This is a genomic window from Kushneria aurantia DSM 21353, assembly GCF_000382245.1.
Taxonomy (GTDB): domain Bacteria; phylum Pseudomonadota; class Gammaproteobacteria; order Pseudomonadales; family Halomonadaceae; genus Kushneria; species Kushneria aurantia.
Genome location: NZ_KB907875.1, coordinates 73,149 through 90,355, shown reverse-complemented (window position 1 = coordinate 90,355; position 17,207 = coordinate 73,149). Strand labels below are relative to the sequence as shown.

The window sequence follows — 17,207 nt, the reverse complement described above, 5'->3', positions numbered from 1 at the left end:
CGGCCCGCCGGTTCGAGTCTGCGAGCCGCATCGGTTATCGAACCCGGCGTAATGTAGTCGCGGAGACACGCCGATCACAGCAGCCGGGTTTTGCCCCGCCTTTCAGCGCGGCTGGGCGTCGTTGACCAGCCAGCAGCTGCGGTAGGGTTTGAGCACCGGATTTTCGCCGTAGGGTTCGAAGCGTCCCAGCAGGTCGCGCCACTCTTCGCTGGCGTAGCCGTCCGGCAGTTCGAGGCGCTGCGGCTTGTCGGTGACGTTATGAATCGCCAACAGGCGGCGGCCATCGGCCAGCGGCCCGCGCATGAAGGCGAAAAACTGCGGGCCGAGATGGAGAATTTTCTGTGCGGTGTCGGGGTGGAAGCAGGGCTCCTCGCGGCGCACGCGCAGACGACCGGTGAGCGCTTCGAAAACGATATGGGTGGGCGTGCTGTAGGCCTCAAGCTGCAGTTCCAGCGGCTCGCGCTGCCAGTGCTTGCGGTTGATGGCGCGCAGATGACCGGTGCGGGTGACGTTTTCGTGGTCGTTGAGAGTGCCCAGCAGGCTGTGGATGTAGACCGCCGGTACACCCTGAAGCCCCAGCATGATGGTCTGCGAGCAGATGAAGCGGGCGCTCTGCCAGGGGTCGGGGCCCTTGCGGGTGCCCTTGAGCGCATCGTAATAGGTGATGTTGATCTCGTAGGGCGAGTCCTTGCCGTCGGCACCGGTTTTCATGCTCACGAAACCGCCGAAGCGCTGCATCAGCTCCAGCAGCGCCTCGACATCGTGCTGCGGCAGCAGCCCCTCCAGAGCGCGCACGCCAACGCCGTCGTGGCTGGCGGTGAAGTTGAAGTAGGTGCAGCCGTCGGGCAGCGGCGGCAGCGTCGCGGCCCACTCGGTGAGCTGCTCGGCGTTGCCGGTGGTCAGGGTGTGCAGCACCAGTGGCGGCAGGGTGAACTGATACACCATGTGCGCCTCGTCGCCGTCGCCGAAGTAGCTCAGGTTTTCGTGATGCGGCACGTTGGTTTCGGTCAGCAGCAGGGCGCCGGGGGCGACGTGGTCGATCAGCGCGCGGATCAGACGCACGATGGCATGGGTCTGCGGCAGGTGAATGCAGCGGGTGCCCAGCTCCTTCCACAAGTAGGCGATGGCATCAAGGCGGATCAGCCGCGCTCCCTGGCGAATGTAGAACAGCAGCACGCCGAGCATCTCGATCAACACGTCGGGGTTGGCGTAGTTGAGGTCGATCTGGTCGTCGGAGAAGGTGGCCCACACGTGGCGCTGGCCGCGGCGGGTGTTGACCGGGACCAGCAGCGGCGTATTGCGCGGCCGGGTAACCGCGCTGACATCGGTATTGGGGTCCATCTCGATGAAGTAGTCGCGCCCGGGCTGGCTGCCGGCGAGGTAGTCGGTAAACCACAGCGATTCGCGCGAGACGTGGTTGATCACCAGATCAAACATCAGGTTGTAGCGCTCGCCGAGGTGGCGAATCTGCGGCCAGTCGCCCAGCCCCGGGCTGACCTCGCGGTAGTGAATGACAGCGAAACCGTCGTCGCTGCTCCAGGGGTAGAAGGGCAGGATATGAATGGCGCTGAAGGTGTCGCCCAGGTGGGTGCGCATGAAGTCGTCCAGCGCATCCAGCGGTTCGGTGCCATCTTCCTGCACCACGCTGTCGCCGTAGGTGATCAGCAGCTGTGTGCGCTCGCTCCATAGCGGTTTCGGGGCGCTCGCAAGCGCCTCGCGCTGGTTGTCGATCAGCGTCTGCAGGCGACGCAGAATTTCGCGGCTGCGCTCGCCGTAGACGAACTCGAGCTCGCTGGCGGCGCGTTCGGCAAATTGCTCCCTGGTCAGCGCGGTGACGGGGTGATGATCCGATGACATGGCGGGCTCCGGCTTGTTGTTGTCACGATGCGGTTGGCATAACACAAGCGAAGCGCGGCGCGAAATGAATTGCAACGCATGGCGGTAAAATAATCGGTTTTGCCCAGCGCCGGGCAAAAATAAATTGCGCCGCGACATCCCGTGAACGACACTTCTGGCCGACAACAGGAGGGGAGTATTCCCCCGCAGCGGTGTCGTCATCACGGTGTCTGCGCGTGCAGCACCCGGTGCCGCGGGCCTCGCCTTTGCCCTGCCGCTTTTTTCTGCGGCAGCGAAGGCCGGGGCGGAAGAGACCTCCGGTAAATCTACGGCCAGCGCAGGCAGTTTCACTCCGGTGAAGCCAGCTCGACCGCTGCTGGCCCTTGCCGGAGCGCTTATCATGAGTGTGCCCTTCTGGGTCTGGGGTGTCACGATCGCGGCCTTCGCCGCCATCTTCGTTTTCGATTTTTTCTCGCATGTGCGCAAGCCGCACGCGCCCTCCATGAAGGAGTCGGCGCTGTGGTCGGTGTTCTATATCACCCTGGCGCTTCTTTTCGGCGGCGGCCTGTGGCTCGTCTGGGGCCATCAGCACGGCGTGGAGTATTTCGCCGGCTTCATCACCGAGAAGAGCCTGTCGGTGGATAATCTCTTCGTTTTCGCCATCATCATGGCGAAGTTTTCAGTGCCCAGTATCTATCAGCAGAAAGCGCTGCTGATCGGCATTGTGATGGCGCTGATCATGCGCGGCATCTTCATCGCCGTGGGTGCGGCGGCGATCAATGAGTTCAGTTGGGTATTCTATATCTTTGGCCTCTTTCTGCTCTATACCGCCTTCAAGCTGGGCGTGGAGAGCCTGCGCGGCCATGGCCCCAACGAGGATGAGTTCGAGCCCAACGCACTGGTGAAGTTCGCCGAGCGTCATCTGCCGGTAACCCAGCAGTTCCACGAGCAGAAGCTTTTCGCCCGCGAGAACGGCAAGAGGGTAGTGACGCCGCTCTTTCTGGTGGTATTGACGTTGGGGATGACCGACCTGCTGTTTGCGCTCGACTCCATCCCCGCGATCTATGGCCTGACGCAGGAGCCCTATATCGTCTTTACCGCCAACGCCTTTGCGCTATTGGGCCTGCTCCAGCTCTACTTCCTGCTCGGCGGACTGCTTGATCGGCTGGTCTATCTGGGTATCGGGCTGTCGCTGGTGCTGGGCTTTATCGGCGTCAAACTGGTGATGCACGCTATGGTCGAGAACAACCTGGCGTTCATCAACGGCGGTCAGCCGCTGGAGTGGGTGCCGCACGTGTCGATCGTCTTCTCGCTGTCGGTGATCGTCGCCATCCTGGTGGTGACCACACTGGCCAGCCTGATCAGGAGCCGGCGTGGCAAGGCAGCACCGACTGAAAAGTCGTAGCGTGGGTCTGTCGTGCCACGTCAAAAAGCCGTCGACTGACGTCAAATAGCGGCGGCGGCGCGCGCCGATACTGGGTGTTTACCACAGCCCGGAGGTGCGCCTTGAACCCCAACGTTATTCTCACCTGTGCGGTGACCGGCGCCGGCGATACGCCGCAGCGCAACAGTGCGGTGCCCGTCACGCCCGAGCAGATCGCCCGCAGCGCCATCGAGGCGGCAAAGGCGGGCGCCAGTATCGCCCATATTCACGTGCGTGATCCCGATACCGGCGGCGTCAGCCATGACAGCGCCCATTTTCGCGAGGTGGTCGAGCGGGTGCGCGCCGCCGATACGGATATCGTGCTCAACCTGACCGCCGGCGGTGGCGGCGATCTTTTCCCCCAACTGACCGGCGGTGAGCTGCGTGCCGGGCCCGGCAGCGATCTGCAGACCCCCGCCGAGCGCCATGCGCCGGTGGGCGAGCTGCTGCCGGAGATCTGTACGCTGGACTGCGGCAGTCTCAACTTCGGCGATATGGTCTATCTCAACAGCGCCGACTGGCTGCGCGAGCAGGCGGCGCTGGTGCGTGATGCCGGCGTCAAGCCGGAGCTGGAGTGCTTCGATACCGGCCATGTTCGCTTCGCCCGTCAGCTGATCGAGGAGGGGCTGATCGACGACGAGCCGCTGTTTCAGCTCTGTCTCGGTATTCCCTGGGGCGCCGAGGCGGACACTCAGACCATGCTCACCATGCGCGATCGGCTGCCGGCCAACGCCCACTGGGCGGCCTTCGGTATCGGCCGCATGCAGATGCCGATGGTGGCCCAGGCGGTGTTGCTGGGCGGCCATGTACGGGTCGGGCTGGAGGACAATCTCTATCTCTCGAAGGGAGTGAAGGCGGACAACGCCGGGCTGGTAGAGAAGGCTGCCGGTATCGTCGAGGCGCTCGGCGCGAGGGTCATGACGCCTGCCGAAACCCGTGCTCGGCTGGGGCTGCGCACCCCGGGAGGTAAGTTATGAGCGGGCAGGAGAAGGCCCTGAAGACCCTGGCCGTGGTGGGCTGTGGGGTGATCGGTAACGGCTGGGCGGCGCGTGCGCTGGCGGCGGGTCTCGATGTGCGTGCGTGGGATCCCGATCCGGCAGCGGGTGAGCGGCTGTATGCTGCCATCGATACCGCCTGGCCGGCGCTCCAGCGGCGCGGACTGGCCGAAGGCGCCAGCCGCGATCGGCTCCATTTCACGACCGACCTCGAACAGGCGCTGGAAGGCGCCGATCTGGTGCAGGAGAACGCCCCCGAGCGTCTCGAACTCAAGCAGACGCTGCTGGCGCGCCTTGATGCCGAACTGCCGACATCGGTGCCGATCGGCTCCTCGACTTCGGGTATCAAACCCGGCGAGCTGCGTGCGAAATGCCAGCGCGCACCACAGCGCGTACTGGTGGCGCATCCTTTCAATCCGGTCTATCTGCTGCCACTGGTCGAGCTGGTCGGCGGTGAGCAGGGTGCCGACGCAGCGCTGCAGAAAGCCGAGACCTGCTATCGGCAGCTGGGTATGCGTCCGCTGCGGGTGCGTCGCGAGATCGAGGGGCATATCGCCGACCGCCTGATGGAGGCGCTGTGGCGCGAGGCGCTGCACCTGGTCAACGACGGTGTGGCGACCACCGAGGAGGTCGATGCCGCCGTGGTCTACGGTGCCGGGTTGCGCTGGTCGCTGATGGGCACCTTTCTGACCTTTCACCTGGCCGGCGGCGAGGGGGGCATGCGCCATATGCTCGAACAGTTCGGTCCGGCGCTGCAGCTGCCCTGGACGCGACTGCAGGCGCCCGAGCTGACCCCCGAGCTGATCGAGCGGGTCGCCGAGGGCTGCGAGTTTCAGGCCGCAGGTCGCCCGGTCGCCGAACTGGAGGCGCGTCGCGACCGCTTTCTCACCGAGCTGCTGGCGGTGGTCGAGCGCTACTGGCCGGAAGCCGAAGGGCTGGAGGGGCGTATCTGATGGCGATAACGCTCATGAGCCGGCCGGTTCTGCCGGCCTGGGTCGACTACAACGGCCACATGAACGATGCCGCCTACGCGCTGCTGTTCTCGTATGGCGTCGAGGCACTGATGACGGAAATTGGCCTCGATGACAGCGGCCGCGCGCAGCACGGCTACACCCTCTACACCCTCTACACGCTGGAGACCCATCTGTGCTACCTGAAGGAGGCGTATGAAGGCCAGCAGGTGACGATCGGGATGACGCTTCTGGACCTTGATGCCAGGCGGCTGCAGCCCTTTTTCACCCTGCATGATAGCGAGGGTGAGGTTCTGGCCACCAGCGAGCAGATGCTGATGGGAATCGATACCGCCAGTGGCCGCCCGGCGCCCTTTCCCGACGCGGTGGCCGCGGCCATCGAGCGGCTGCCGCGCTGCGCGGTGGAGGAGTGGCCGAAGCAGGCCGGGCGACGTATCGGCATACGTCGCTGACGGGGTAGAGGAGCCGCTACGCCGCCCGGGGCCGAGTGGCTTCTCGATGCGTTGGCGTGTCGGCAGTCTGTGCGATAGCGCCTGGTGAACCCGAGGTGTCTCCCTGGATGGACGTTTTTAATGGACGTTGAAACCTTTATCGAGCACCTCTGCGACCCCGCCGATGCGGTGGATAACTCCCTTGCGCTGCGTCGTGAGCGCTATGAGCAACTGCATCGGCGCTTTCGTCCGTCCGGGCCATCCGCGGTTGAGGTGGTCGATAGCCGGGTGGCCGGCGTTGCGGTGCGCCGCTTTTGTCCGGTCGGTTGCCCGGCCGGGGGTGTGGTCTATCTGCACGGCGGCGGCTGGAATCTCGGCTCGGTGGAGAGTCACCATGGCATTACGCTGGATCTGGCCGTGCGATTGAATCGGGAGGTGGTCAGTGTCGATTATCGACGCCTCCCCGAGGTGGGCTATGCGACGGCGCTGCAGGACTGCCGTCGTGTGGTGTCCGATCTTGACCCGCTTGCCATTGCAGGGGACAGCGCCGGGGGCCGATTGGCGATCGATGTGGCCTGTACCGGCTTCTGGCGGGGCGTGCTGGGGCTGGTCTATCCGCTGGTGGGAACGCCTTCAACCACGACACTGGGAGATGATGCGCCGCTATTGACGCGCCGCGAGGTGCTGACGCTGTGGGAGACCGTGTGCGACGAAGTACCTGCCTTCCCCGCCGAACGGCCGCCGGCCGAGGCTATCGAGGTGCTGGCCGTCGAGCACGACCCGCTGACACCTTCGATCGAGCGTGCGGTAGCGCTGTGGCGTTGTGCCTCTGCAGCCGTTGGCTACCGCTGCGCGCCGAACATGGTGCATTCATCTCTGCATGCCCACGCTGAACTGGCGGAAATGAACGCGGCCTGGCAGGACTTCTGCCACTCCCTTGGCCGTCGTCTGGGCGATAAATGAATCGATAAAGGCTCCCCGGCGAAGTCAGGGAGCCCGCGGCGGTCAGTCCATCATCTTTTCTCTGACGACATCGATCGCGGCTTCGCCGCTGCGGCTTGTCACCCCATCCAGCCACTGGGCAACGGTGTCGGGATGGTTGCGAATCCACTCGCTGGCGACCTCGTCTGCGGGGCGCTCCCTGTAGTTGTATTCGTAGACCCAGTCATTTTGATCCTCGATGGCAACCCTGTACTGCGACAGAAAGCGATAGAGGTTGGGCGCTTCGGCTTCCAGACCACGGCGTGCCAGTGTCCAGACGGTGCTGGTGATGCTGGCAATACCGCTGTCGTCGGCGTCCTTCAGGTAGTAGAGATCGTAGCTGACGTTCATCCAGTGAGGTTCCCAGCCCACGAAGGTGATCCACTCCCGGTTGCTTATTTTCTGTTGAGCCAGCGCGAGCATGGCGGCTGTAGAGCTTTCGTTCAGCTGCCAGTCGCCCAGCCCCGCCCTGTTGTTGTCGATGGCGGCGAGAATGGCATCGTTAATACCGGTGCCGGCTTCGATACCCTGAATCTCGGCGTTGAAGCGGTCACGATAGCGGTTCAGGTCGGCGACACTGTCGACGCCGGCCTCATGGACATACTGCGGTACTACCAGTCCCGATTCGGCATCGCTGATGTTTTTGGCCACCTGGACCAGTGTTCCCTCGTCAAGATGTGGCCGGGTCATCTCTTCCTGAACCGGATACCAGTTACCCAGATAGACATCCAGCTGATCGTTGGATAGGGCATTGATAATCACGCTGACTGCCAGTTCGTTTTTCTGTGTCCGATAGCCCAGGGCCTGCAGCAGTTGAGAGGCGATCTCGGTCTTGACCGTGACCCCCGGCCAGGGCGATACCCCGAAACGCAGGGTATCGATATCGGCTTTTGCCGGGGCTATAGCAACGAAAAAAAGCGCAAGCGCGCTCAGTAGTTGCCGGATGCGCGAGTATCGAGTCATGTCAGGGGTTCCCTCATTGATGTTGGGTGTTGTTGGCTTGCACCGATGGGTTGCAAGGGTTGAGGGTATTCAGGCTAGCGCTTTGCCGAGAGAGGGCCTGACGCAGGGCGACGTGCAATTGACGCCAGATGACGTATTGGCCATGTAGATTGATGCGGCGCGGTGTTATCGAGGGGCTTTTGACGTGTCCGGGTGTTGTTGGCGCCGAAAGTCCCTGGGCGATATGTCGTGTTGACGCCGAAAAGCGTGTGAAAAGGCCGCCGTCGAGGTGAAGCCACAGGCCAGTGCAATATCGGTGATGTTCATGGTGCCCTCCGCGAGCAGGCCGCGTGCGTGGGCCAGCCGCAGCGCCAGATACCAGGCGCCCGGCGTGCTATTCAGCCGCTCGGCAAACAGGCGTTGCTGCTGGCGCCGTGAAATGCTGGCCCGCTGCGCCAGTGTGTCCAGTGGCAGGGGCTGTTCGATGTGACGCTCCATCAGAGCGATTGTGTCGACCAGGGGGCGGTCGTGCAGGTTGAGACGTCGTGCAATCGACAGGCGCTGCTGATCGTCCTGACTGCGCAGTCGGTCGTGAATCAACTGCTCCGCTACTGCGTGAGCAAGCGCTTCGCCATGATGGCGGGCAATAGCGGCCAGGCTCATGTCCATGGCTGCTGCGCCACCGGCACAGAAAAAGCGCCGTTCGCCCAGTTCGTAGAGCGCTTCACCAGCCTGCAGGTGCGGCCAGCGCTCGCGGAAGGCGGGCAGGCTTTCCCAGTGCAGGGTGACGTGATCATCGGCGCTGATCAGCCCGGCTTCGGCAAGCAGGAAAGCGCCGGTATCGATACCGCCCAGCCGGCAACCGGCACGGTCGAGCCGATACAGCCAGCGTACCAGGCGATGCGGGAGCGTCGGCAATGGCGCGAAGCCGGCACAAAGCGCCAGCGCTGTCGGTGTCTCGCCGCTACCGGCCGCAGCATCCACCATCAGGCGCATCTGGTTCGAGGCGGTCACCGGCGTGCCGTCGATGCTGGCAAGCGTCCACCCATAGAGGGAAGCAGCGGCGATACGATTGGCGATACGCAGGGGTTCGACGGCGGAGAAAAAAGCCATCATCGAGAAGCGTTCGATGAGCAGGAAGGTAATATGTCGCTCTGCCGGATCAGGGATGGGCATGATGGTGTCCTGTAAACCGCCCCGCAGAGGGGACGGTCGTATCGGCGGGTTCTCTGATCACCAGCAGGGTGAGCGCGCCCGGCATGGCGGTCGTGAAGCTGCCGAAGTGGAAGCCGCGGATGCGCGTTACTGCTCGAAATCCGCCGCGATGCGGCGCAGCATGCGCAGTTCGGCTTCGCCGGCGGCTCTGTGGCTATCGCTCTCCGCTGTCATTGCAACGCTTCCTCGACGGCCGGCAGGCCGGGCTGGCCGTCGCGGGTCTCGACGCCCTGCAGAAATTCGGCGACCCGTTCGGGATTGGCCTCGATCCAGTTGTGGGCGACGACCTCGACCGCCTGCTCCTTGAGGCCGTAGTCGCGAATGAAGGCGCTCTGTTCGTCGGCGCTGAAGGTGACCTGGTCGAGGAAGTGGGTCAGGTTGGGATTGGCGTCGCTGAAGGTGCGCGCGAGGATGGTGCGCACGTCGCTGCGCCCCTGGTTGGGGCCGTAGACCTCTTCGGGATCGGCGAGGATATGCATGTCGTATTTCAACGCCATCCAGTGCGGCGTCCAGCCGTAGAACACCACCCACTCCTCGCGGTTCCAGGCGGCGTCGACCGCCGACAGCATGCCGGGCGTCGAGGATTCGATCAGATTCCAGTCGCCCAGTCCGTAGGTGTCGTTGGCGATCGCATTGCGAATGAAGTCGCTGGTCGTGGAGCCGCTCTCGATGGCGTAGAAGTTGGCGCCGAAACGCTCGCGGTTTTCCGGGTCGTCAATCTGTGTGGCGCTGGTCACGCCGGCGTCGTAAACGTAGCCGGGTACCGCGAAGCCCATTCTCGCGCCGTCGACGTTGTTGCCCAGATCGACGATCTGATTGTCCGCCATGGCAGCGTCATAGCTCTCCTGCTGGGCCGGCAGCCAGCCGCCGAGAAAGGCGTCGGCGTCGCCGGTGCCGAGGGCGCGATAGCCGACAGTGCTGCTCATATCCAGCCGTTCGCTGGCGTAACCGAGCGGTTTCAGCAGCTGCGAGACGATCTCGGTCTTGACCGTGACGCCGGGCCAGGGCGGCACGATAAAACGCACCTCGTCGGCCTGATCGGAGGCCGCTGCCGACAGTGGCAGTGCGGCGCTCATGATGCTCATTGCCAGTGGGTAGATGAGTTTATTGAACTTCATTCTTTCTCCTTTGCTTTGTCGGTTTTCGTTTTCGCAGAATGGTCGTTCGCGTCTTCCTTTCTTCTGCTTGCGTGGGGATGGATACCCTGCTCGCAACGGCTTCAGGCGTTGTGCTGTGGTTCGTTGTCGAAGGGCGGGCGTGACAATACTCTTTCTACCATGGGGCGAAAATATTCCAGTGACAGGGTGTCGTAATCGGGGTCGAAGGCGCACTGATCCCATTCGTCGCAGAAGCGTACTGTGCGTGCATAGGCCGGATGCTCGCGATAGGCCTCGCGAGCGTGGGGATCCTGGCCGTAGAAGTGGCGGTAGTGATAGCCCTGAAAGAGTTCGTGATGGCGCACCATCCACACATTGAGTGGGTCGACGAAGGGCTCGAGAATACCGGCGGCGATCTCGGCATGGTTGTCGGGGGCGAGATCGTCACCGATGTCGTGCAGCAGTGCACAGACTACCGTCTCTTCGTCGGCGCCGTCACGCAGTGCCCGCGTCGCGGTTTGCAGGCAGTGGGTATAGCGGTCGACCGGGTAGCCGTGGTTGTCGCCCTTGAGGCGCAACAGGTGCATCAGCACGCGATCCGCCGCACCGCTGCGGTACTGTTTGAAGTGGTGGTCAATGATGGACCAGTCCTGCGCGCTGCTGTGATCGAAACGGGTGAAGGTGGCCTGTTTCATGATATCGCTCCCGTGACGGCCGCTGCTGTCGATTGCGCCTGCTTGAGTAGATGGTAGCGGCTCAGGGTGGTGTCGCGGTCGACATAGCCCTGACGCAGATGGCGTTCGCCACCTTCCAGAATGAAGGCCGTGCGACCGTGCAGCAGTCGGTAGTTGTCCATGATCAGCAGCTCACCCGGCTCGAGGCGCAGATGCAGGGTGAGTTCAGTAGAGGTGATCAGGGCGTGAAAACGCTGGCGGGCGGCGTAATAGCGCTCCAGCACCTCCGGCTCCAGCGCCGGCAGGTGCTCGGTGCGATTGTTGTAGCGCACGCGCCAGACCTGGCCATGGGCATTCTCCTCGATCAAAAAGCCCTCGTTTTCGAGCCAGCTGCTGGCGTCGCGATAACGAAAGCGCACTGGCGTGCGGGTCAGGCAGCGGTACGCTTCGGGGTAGCGTTCGCGTAACAGCTCGGCGGCGCGAAAGCCGTCCACCAGGGTACTGTCGCCGCCTGCGGCGGCGTTGCGCAGGCAGTGCAGCCAGATGTAGCCGGGGATCGGTTCGCGGTAGGGGTTGTCGGTATGGGGCTCCAGTCCGCGCCGGGTCATGGTCAGATCGTAGGCGTTGGCGGTCGATTTGACGTCGGCGATGCCGCCCCAGTTGGTGCGGCGAATCGGGCCGATCCGGTCGAGCAGCGGCTGCATGCCGTCCTCCTCGACGGGCACGCCGCTGACCCGGGCGAAGCCGTAGACGCTGAGCTGTTCGAGCAGGGTGCTCAGCGACCGGTCGTCATCGACGGCGGCGTCGAAGGCGGTCGCCGCCGGCGGCTGCAGATCGCCGCTCCAGCGCTGCTGTTCGCGGTGCGCGGCGCGTGGCGTCGCCAGCAGGTCGGCAATCGGCATTTCGGTGGTGTGCCGGTCGCTGAAGGCCAGCTGCAGGGTGCGGTTGTTGATGCTGAGCCGTTCGATGCGCAGATCGAGCGGTAACTCAGCGGCTTCGATCAGACGCTGTCCGGTGGTGGGGTCGAGGGTCTCGCTGTCGGGCGCGTTTTCACGCAGCCACAGGGCGGAAAATATCTGCTGCCGTTTGCCTTCGCCCAGTTGCAGCCGTCGTCCGTCGTCGAGTGACGCTATCTGCACTGCTGTCGTGCGTGCCGTATCCATGCTGCTCTCCTCGCTGTCGGTAATGTCCCGCGGTGAAGCGATCAGGGGGAATCTGCCGCCAGCTTCACACTGATGCTCACCGCCGATTTGAATTTATCGGTCGTTTTTTTGATGATTGACGTCATCGATCTGAAGTGATTACCGGAGCGCCATGCTGACCAAAACCGATCTGCCCCCGCTGCTGTCGCCTCGCGAGGCGGCCATTACGCTCGATGTCTGGCTATTGCCGAAGTTCTCGATGCTGACGCTGTTCTGCCTGCTGGAGCCGCTGCGCGTTGCCAATCGGCTGGGACGGCCGCTCTTTGCCTGGCGGCTGCTCTCCAGCGACGGTGAGCCGGTGGTGGCCAGCAACGGGGTGGGAATCGATGCCGACGCTGCCTTCGACGACGTGCCGCGCGGTGACATGCTGGTGGTGGTCGCCTCCTTCGAGGCCGAAGCCGCGGTTTCGGCCCGTCATCACGCCCTGCTGCGACGCACCGCGGGGCGTAACATGCCGATCGCCGCACTGGATACGGCGCCCTTCATCCTGGCCCGCGCCGGCGTACTGGAGGGGTATCGGGTAGCGGTGCACTGGGAGAGCCTGCCGGCCTTTCTGGAGGATTTTGCCCACCTCAACGCCGGTGCGGCGCGCTATATCATCGATGGCAAGCGGCTCACCGGCGCGGGGGGTGCGGCCGGCATCGACATGATGCTGAGCTGGATCGAGCAGGGCTGGGGCCAGGCGCTGGCCGATGCCATCGCGCGTCAGCTGTTGCACCAGCGCCAGACCTCGGAGGAGAGCCCCGGCCAGGCGCTGGTGGGGGAAGGCTATACGCTGGAGCGCATGCCGACGCCTCTGGCGAAAGCGTTGGCAATCATGGAAGCGACCACCGCCAGCCCCCTGAGCATCGCCGAGCTGGGCCAGCGGGTAGGGCGCTCGCCACGTCAGCTGGCGCGCCTCTATGATCAGTATCTGCATATGGCGCCGCGTCAGTGCTATCTGGTACTGCGCCTTGATCGCGCACGGCGCATCCTGATCGACAGCCGCATCAGCGTGACCCAGGCGGCGCTGGCGACCGGTTTCGAGCATGTCGCCCATTTCAGCCGCGCCTACCGTCAGCGCTTCGGTGAGCCGCCCAGCGTTACGGCGGGCAGGTCGCGCAGCGACACCTGAAACCGCATCCAGCCTGCTGCATTGCCACGCTCGTCGGGTTATTCGGCTTCGACCCGCGCGCGCCGCCGGGCGCGTGCCAGCATGCGCAGCCGCGAGCGCACTTCGTCGCGCTCCAGGTAGCAGCCCCTGAGCCAGCGGCTGCCCCCCTCCTGACCGGGGTCGAAGGCGTCGCGGCCGTGCAGCAGTCGGCGGTTGTCAAAGATGACCAGGTCGCCGGGCAGGTAGTTGAAGCGCATGGCGAATTCGGGCTCGCCGAGCAGACGTTGAAACACCATCAGCGCCGCATAGGCCGCCTCCACCTCGTCAAAGGGCACCATCAGCGGGCCTCTGAGAAAGTCGGCGGTGCGGATTTCGCTGCAGTTGCCGGCGTCGTCGAGGGCGATCAGCGGGGCGTGCCAGACGTAATCGCTGCTGCGCGCGGTATTGGCGAAGCACCACTTCACCCGGGTGAGTGTTTCGAACTGGGTGGGATAGTCCTGGCGCATTCTTTCGGCGACGGCGAAGCCGTCCAGCATCACCGCGCTGCCGCCGCTGGTGTCGTTTTTCAGGCAGTGCAAAAGCTGCAGGCCGGGCTGATATTCGCGTGTCGGCAGGTCAACATGGGGCGGCAGGGCGATGGCCGTATAGGCGTTGGAGTCCGGGTCGGGTTTGGAGCGCACGTCGAACAGGGCACCGAAGTTGGTCGGGCGCGGTATGCCGATGCGGTGTGCGATGGTGTCAAGGCTCTGCTCGCGGGTTGGCAGCCCGCGCAGCCGCACGATACCGTCGCGCATCACCGCACCGAGGGCCTCTTCGAGCAGTGGATCGACCTCCTGCGGATCGCTTTCGCGCTCCAGCCAGCCGCTGGCGTCAAGGCTGAACGGTTCACCGTGATCGGCACCGCGCCAGGGCACCGCGCTGGCAAAGGGAGTGTCGTTGCTCTGTTCATGGGAGTAGTCGTGGGCGCGCAGCCAGCCGGGGTGAAAGCGCAGCTCGATCTGCTCGGGAGCAAAGGTGACGCTGAGCGCACCGGCGTCGTCGAGGTGAGCGCTGTCGATCACGGGCCACTCCGAAAGGCGTGAAAGATCGAGGATGCGCTCACGGGTGGCGGGGTTGATCGTACTGTCATCCGCGGCGTTTTCGCGTAGCCAGATGCTGTGATAATGGCTGCGCCGGCCGTCGCTCCAGACGAGTGTCAGGGTACGCGACGCATGATGAACGTCGGTGATGGTGTGTTCGATCGGCCAGCTGTCGAAATCCGGGGTGGCGGGCAGTGGCGTTGCGTTGGAGGACATCGGTTGAACTCTCAATGGCTGGAAACTCCAGCCACCATAGAAAACCGGTGCCGGGCACTATTGATTCAAAAGGACGTCTTTTTACGTTGGCAGGACATGCCGGGACGAGGAAGGGGTTTCATCGGCAGGCGGCGAGAACCCGCCGCCCCACAATCAGGGGGCGGGCTGTGACCCTGTGCTGTCTTATCTTTTGATCATCCGGTAGGCAAACAGCAGAATCAGCGCACCCAGAATGGCGATCACGAAACTGCCGAAGTTGAAGCCGCTGACGCTGCCAAAGCCCAGCGCGGTACCGATCCAGCCACCGACTACCGCGCCCAGAATACCCAGCACGATGGTGACAATGAAGCCGCCCGGGTCCTTGCCCGGCATCAGCAGTTTGGCGATGGCGCCAGCGATCAGACCGAAGATGATCCACGCGATAATGCCCATTGAAGGCTGCTCCCAGCTGTCGTGTTGGCCGGCCGTATCGGCCTTGCTTGCGATCGGTGGCTAACCACCCGCCCGATCATTAACGCCCTGCCCGCGGAAGGCGAGCAGGGCGCATTGATAAAATAGCAGAGTGCAGTGGGTTCAGCGCAGGCGATGCTGCGGATGAAACACCATCCAGATGGTCAGCAGCGCCACCGCACCCAGTGCGCCGATAGCCGCAGCCGTCATGCTGTGCAGATCGAAATGCAGCTCGGCGGCCAGTCCCAGGAGGGTGGTGGTGAAGCCGAAAACGACACCCCCGAGGGTGGCCATGCCGGCACTGCCCAGATAGCCGACGCTCAGCCGTCGTGGAATGACGGTATTGGCCAGCATTCCCACCGCGATGCTGGTGAATATCCATGAGATCAGATTCATGACGTTCTCGTTTGCCAAAGTGAAAAAGCCGGTGCCCGGTGCCTGCGAGCCTGGCCCGAGGGACAGCCCTTGAGCCGATAGGCTGCTTTTTAGGGTAGTGCTGCTGTGCCGGGCCTACAACCCGGGTTGGGGAAGGCTTCGTCGATTATTCGTCAATGAAGGCGCCTGCTTGCGAAGGGTGAGATGGCGAGGCCGCCCGCCTTCGTTTCCGAACAGCAGGGAAAACGTTACAATATTTGCCTACAGGCATCGCTGTGCGGAGCATTCCTGCCCCATCCTGCGCTGCCACAGCATGACGGCTTTTTCTTCGAACGCCACGCCGACGGGGCAGGCGGCCATTTGCCCTGATGAGCCGACGCCCTGCGGCAGGATTAAAGACACGACTCATGCATTGCCCCTTTTGCGGTGAGCAGGACACCAGAGTGACCGACTCGCGGCTGGTCGCCGATGGCGATCAGGTACGCCGCCGTCGTCAGTGCCTGGCCTGCGGCGAGCGCTTCACGACGCACGAGGCCGCCGAGCTGGTCATGCCGCGAGTGGTCAAGGCCGACGGCTCGCGGGAGAGCTTCGAGCCTGCCAAGCTGCGCGCCGGTATGCTGCGGGCGCTCGAAAAGCGTCCGGTCGCCAGCGAGGATATCGAGGCCGCCATCGAGCGTATTCGTCAGCGCCTGCGTGCCCGCGGGGAGCGCGAAATCAACGCGCGTGCCATCGGTGAAGAGGTGATGACCCAACTGCGCGGGCTCGATCAGATCGCCTTCATCCGCTTTGCCTCGGTCTATCGCCGCTTTCAGGATATCGACGAGTTTCGCGCCGAGATCGAACGTCTGTCCGGCGATCTGTCGTCGGAGGCCTCGGTAGCCCGTGACGAGACGGGAGGCTCGCCGTCCGATGAGCGTTGAGGAGCAGGCGGGCAACTGCGATCTGTCGCAGGGAGGGCAGTCGCATCGCGATATGCGGCGCGGCGAGGACTATATGGCGCGCGCCCTGCATCTGGCGCGGCGTGGTCTCTATACTACCGACCCCAACCCGCGGGTGGGCTGCGTGCTGGTGCGCGGTGGGCAGGTCGTCGGCGAGGGCTGGCACGAACTGACCGGCGAGGCCCACGCCGAGATACACGCCCTGCGCGCTGCCGGTGAGGCGGCGCGCGGTGCCACGGCCTACGTCACCCTCGAACCCTGTTCCCACTATGGCCGCACCGGCCCCTGTGCCAAGGCGCTGGCCGAGGCGGGCGTCGCCGAGGTGGTGGCCGCCATGCGCGATCCCAACCCGCAGGTCTCCGGGCGCGGTATCGCCATGCTGGAGGCGGCCGGGGTCGCTACCCGAGTGGGCATGCTGGAAGAGGACGCCCGCGCCCTCAACGTCGGTTTTATCTCGCGTATGTCGCGCTCGCTGCCCTGGGTGCGGCTGAAAATGGCAATGAGCCTTGACGGCCGCACCGCCATGGCCAGCGGCGAGTCCAAATGGATCACCGGCGAGCGCGCGCGGCGCGACGTACAGCACCTGCGCGCGCGCTCCAGTGCCATACTCAGCGGCGTTGCTTCGGTGATGCGCGACGACAGCCGCCTGACGGTGCGCGCCGAGCAGCTCGACATCCGGCTTCGTTGCAGCGCTACTCGGGTGAGTCACGAGCGCGGCCTGCGTCAGCCACTGCGGGTGATCGTCGACTCCACCCTGTCGCTGCCCACCGCCTCGCGCTGTCTGAGCGAGCCCGGTCGTAGCCTGGTGGCGACGGTGTCGCCGGGCGGCCCCGGGGCGCTGGAGCAGCGCGATCATTTTCGCCGCCGCGAGGCGCTGGTGGCGGCCGGTGCCGAGGTGGTAACGCTGCCGGCGGCTGCCACGGGACAGGTCGATCTGGAGGCGCTGATGCGCTATCTGGCCGATACCGAGCAGTGCAACGAGGTGCTGCTGGAGAGTGGTTCGCGACTTGGCGGGGCGATGCTCGACGCCGGCCTGGTCGACGAGCTGGTGATCTATATGGCGCCTGTGCTGATGGGCGATCGGGCCCGCGGTCTGCTGACCCTGACGGGGCTCGAGACGCTGTCGCAGCGCCGTCGGCTGAGTATCGACGATGTTCGCGCTTTCGGCCCCGACTGGCGTATTATCGCGCGCCCGGTTGGCGATTCGCAGGCGCCGTGAGCGTTACAAGCATCGCGATGGCCTCGTCATCGCGACTTCAGTTGAAGCCATACAGCTGGGCCAATACAGA

The 17,207-nt window shown here is 64.3% G+C and carries 17 protein-coding genes; 8 read left to right on the top strand and 9 right to left on the bottom strand.

Translation table 11 applies throughout. The features are described from left to right. Positions 1-102 precede the first annotated feature (102 nt). On the bottom strand, positions 103-1,857 hold the full coding sequence (locus H146_RS0111240; RefSeq protein WP_019951972.1) for a sugar phosphorylase: 1,755 nt from the start codon (positions 1,855-1,857) through the stop codon (positions 103-105). Positions 1,858-2,236: 379 nt separating this feature from the next. On the opposite strand from H146_RS0111240, the gene H146_RS0111235 reads away from it, so the two are divergent. From H146_RS0111235 to H146_RS0111215, 5 genes are all read left to right on the top strand, one after another. Next, entirely contained in the window at positions 2,237-3,241 is a 1,005-nt protein-coding gene (locus tag H146_RS0111235) for a TerC family protein (protein WP_019951971.1), read from the top strand. A gap of 101 nt (positions 3,242-3,342) precedes the next feature. Then, the gene (locus H146_RS0111230; protein WP_019951970.1) at positions 3,343-4,236 is read left to right on the top strand and encodes a beta-keto acid cleavage family enzyme; all 894 of its coding nucleotides are present in this window, start codon (positions 3,343-3,345) and stop codon (positions 4,234-4,236) included. Continuing rightward, positions 4,233-5,207 carry an L-carnitine dehydrogenase gene (locus tag H146_RS0111225; RefSeq protein WP_019951969.1) on the top strand — a complete coding sequence of 325 codons (975 nt, stop codon included), beginning with the start codon at positions 4,233-4,235 and terminating at the stop codon, positions 5,205-5,207. The genes H146_RS0111230 and H146_RS0111225 overlap by 4 nt, the downstream gene beginning before the upstream one ends. Continuing rightward, positions 5,207-5,677, top strand: a complete 471-nt coding sequence (locus H146_RS0111220) for a thioesterase family protein (RefSeq protein WP_019951968.1) — start codon at positions 5,207-5,209, stop codon at positions 5,675-5,677. Before H146_RS0111225 ends, H146_RS0111220 begins: the two co-directional genes overlap by 1 nt. 120 nt (positions 5,678-5,797) lie before the next feature. Beyond that, positions 5,798-6,619 (top strand): alpha/beta hydrolase fold domain-containing protein, encoded by an 822-nt coding sequence (locus H146_RS0111215; RefSeq protein WP_019951967.1) that lies wholly within the window; start codon positions 5,798-5,800, stop codon positions 6,617-6,619. Positions 6,620-6,661: 42 nt separating this feature from the next. On the opposite strand, the gene H146_RS0111210 is transcribed toward H146_RS0111215, so the two are convergent. The 5 genes from H146_RS0111210 to tmpA all read right to left on the bottom strand — a co-directional run bounded on the left by H146_RS0111210 (position 6,662) and on the right by tmpA (position 11,728). Further along, entirely contained in the window at positions 6,662-7,600 is a 939-nt protein-coding gene (locus H146_RS0111210) for an ABC transporter substrate-binding protein (protein ID WP_019951966.1), read from the bottom strand. A gap of 165 nt (positions 7,601-7,765) precedes the next feature. Further along, positions 7,766-8,755 (bottom strand): GlxA family transcriptional regulator, encoded by a 990-nt coding sequence (locus H146_RS0111205; RefSeq protein ID WP_019951965.1) that lies wholly within the window; start codon positions 8,753-8,755, stop codon positions 7,766-7,768. A gap of 209 nt (positions 8,756-8,964) precedes the next feature. Then, on the bottom strand, positions 8,965-9,912 hold the full coding sequence (locus H146_RS0111195; RefSeq protein ID WP_019951964.1) for an ABC transporter substrate-binding protein: 948 nt from the start codon (positions 9,910-9,912) through the stop codon (positions 8,965-8,967). Between the two features lie 101 nt (positions 9,913-10,013). Then, entirely contained in the window at positions 10,014-10,586 is a 573-nt protein-coding gene (locus H146_RS0111190) for an HD domain-containing protein (protein ID WP_019951963.1), read from the bottom strand. Continuing rightward, positions 10,583-11,728, bottom strand: a complete 1,146-nt coding sequence (tmpA, locus tag H146_RS0111185; RefSeq protein WP_019951962.1) for a 2-trimethylaminoethylphosphonate dioxygenase — start codon at positions 11,726-11,728, stop codon at positions 10,583-10,585. Before tmpA ends, H146_RS0111190 begins: the two co-directional genes overlap by 4 nt. Positions 11,729-11,879: 151 nt before the next feature. Here tmpA and H146_RS0111180 point away from each other — a divergent pair, with 151 nt between their 5' ends. Then, entirely contained in the window at positions 11,880-12,881 is a 1,002-nt protein-coding gene (locus H146_RS0111180) for a GlxA family transcriptional regulator (RefSeq protein WP_019951961.1), read from the top strand. Positions 12,882-12,919: 38 nt separating this feature from the next. On the opposite strand, the gene H146_RS0111175 is transcribed toward H146_RS0111180, so the two are convergent. From H146_RS0111175 to H146_RS0111165, 3 genes are all read right to left on the bottom strand, one after another. After that, entirely contained in the window at positions 12,920-14,155 is a 1,236-nt protein-coding gene (locus H146_RS0111175; RefSeq protein ID WP_019951960.1) for a TauD/TfdA family dioxygenase, read from the bottom strand. A gap of 183 nt (positions 14,156-14,338) precedes the next feature. Continuing rightward, positions 14,339-14,587 carry a GlsB/YeaQ/YmgE family stress response membrane protein gene (locus tag H146_RS0111170; protein ID WP_019951959.1) on the bottom strand — a complete coding sequence of 83 codons (249 nt, stop codon included), beginning with the start codon at positions 14,585-14,587 and terminating at the stop codon, positions 14,339-14,341. Between the two features lie 141 nt (positions 14,588-14,728). Further along, a complete protein-coding gene (locus tag H146_RS0111165) occupies positions 14,729-15,001 on the bottom strand; it encodes a hypothetical protein (RefSeq protein WP_019951958.1) in 273 nt (90 codons plus the stop codon). 386 nt (positions 15,002-15,387) lie between these two features. On the opposite strand from H146_RS0111165, the gene nrdR reads away from it, so the two are divergent. Continuing rightward, a complete protein-coding gene (nrdR, locus tag H146_RS0111160; RefSeq protein ID WP_026351924.1) occupies positions 15,388-15,900 on the top strand; it encodes a transcriptional regulator NrdR in 513 nt (170 codons plus the stop codon). Then, positions 15,890-17,137 carry a bifunctional diaminohydroxyphosphoribosylaminopyrimidine deaminase/5-amino-6-(5-phosphoribosylamino)uracil reductase RibD gene (gene ribD, locus H146_RS0111155; RefSeq protein ID WP_019951956.1) on the top strand — a complete coding sequence of 416 codons (1,248 nt, stop codon included), beginning with the start codon at positions 15,890-15,892 and terminating at the stop codon, positions 17,135-17,137. The genes nrdR and ribD overlap by 11 nt, the downstream gene beginning before the upstream one ends. Positions 17,138-17,207: the final 70 nt, after the last annotated feature.

What these genes read in the sequence shown, in the direction of transcription:
- H146_RS0111240 (WP_019951972.1), bottom strand. Translation starts at nt 1,857, where the DNA reads ATGTCATCGGATCATCACCCCGTCACCGCGCTGACCAGGGAGCAATTT.
- H146_RS0111235 (WP_019951971.1), top strand. Translation starts at nt 2,237, where the DNA reads ATGAGTGTGCCCTTCTGGGTCTGGGGTGTCACGATCGCGGCCTTCGCC.
- H146_RS0111225 (WP_019951969.1), top strand. Translation starts at nt 4,233, where the DNA reads ATGAGCGGGCAGGAGAAGGCCCTGAAGACCCTGGCCGTGGTGGGCTGT.
- H146_RS0111220 (WP_019951968.1), top strand. Translation starts at nt 5,207, where the DNA reads ATGGCGATAACGCTCATGAGCCGGCCGGTTCTGCCGGCCTGGGTCGAC.
- H146_RS0111215 (WP_019951967.1), top strand. Translation starts at nt 5,798, where the DNA reads ATGGACGTTGAAACCTTTATCGAGCACCTCTGCGACCCCGCCGATGCG.
- H146_RS0111210 (WP_019951966.1), bottom strand. Translation starts at nt 7,600, where the DNA reads ATGACTCGATACTCGCGCATCCGGCAACTACTGAGCGCGCTTGCGCTT.
- H146_RS0111205 (WP_019951965.1), bottom strand. Translation starts at nt 8,755, where the DNA reads ATGCCCATCCCTGATCCGGCAGAGCGACATATTACCTTCCTGCTCATC.
- H146_RS0111195 (WP_019951964.1), bottom strand. Translation starts at nt 9,912, where the DNA reads ATGAAGTTCAATAAACTCATCTACCCACTGGCAATGAGCATCATGAGC.
- H146_RS0111190 (WP_019951963.1), bottom strand. Translation starts at nt 10,586, where the DNA reads ATGAAACAGGCCACCTTCACCCGTTTCGATCACAGCAGCGCGCAGGAC.
- tmpA (WP_019951962.1), bottom strand. Translation starts at nt 11,728, where the DNA reads ATGGATACGGCACGCACGACAGCAGTGCAGATAGCGTCACTCGACGAC.
- H146_RS0111180 (WP_019951961.1), top strand. Translation starts at nt 11,880, where the DNA reads ATGCTGACCAAAACCGATCTGCCCCCGCTGCTGTCGCCTCGCGAGGCG.
- H146_RS0111175 (WP_019951960.1), bottom strand. Translation starts at nt 14,155, where the DNA reads ATGTCCTCCAACGCAACGCCACTGCCCGCCACCCCGGATTTCGACAGC.
- H146_RS0111170 (WP_019951959.1), bottom strand. Translation starts at nt 14,587, where the DNA reads ATGGGCATTATCGCGTGGATCATCTTCGGTCTGATCGCTGGCGCCATC.
- H146_RS0111165 (WP_019951958.1), bottom strand. Translation starts at nt 15,001, where the DNA reads ATGAATCTGATCTCATGGATATTCACCAGCATCGCGGTGGGAATGCTG.
- nrdR (WP_026351924.1), top strand. Translation starts at nt 15,388, where the DNA reads ATGCATTGCCCCTTTTGCGGTGAGCAGGACACCAGAGTGACCGACTCG.
- ribD (WP_019951956.1), top strand. Translation starts at nt 15,890, where the DNA reads ATGAGCGTTGAGGAGCAGGCGGGCAACTGCGATCTGTCGCAGGGAGGG.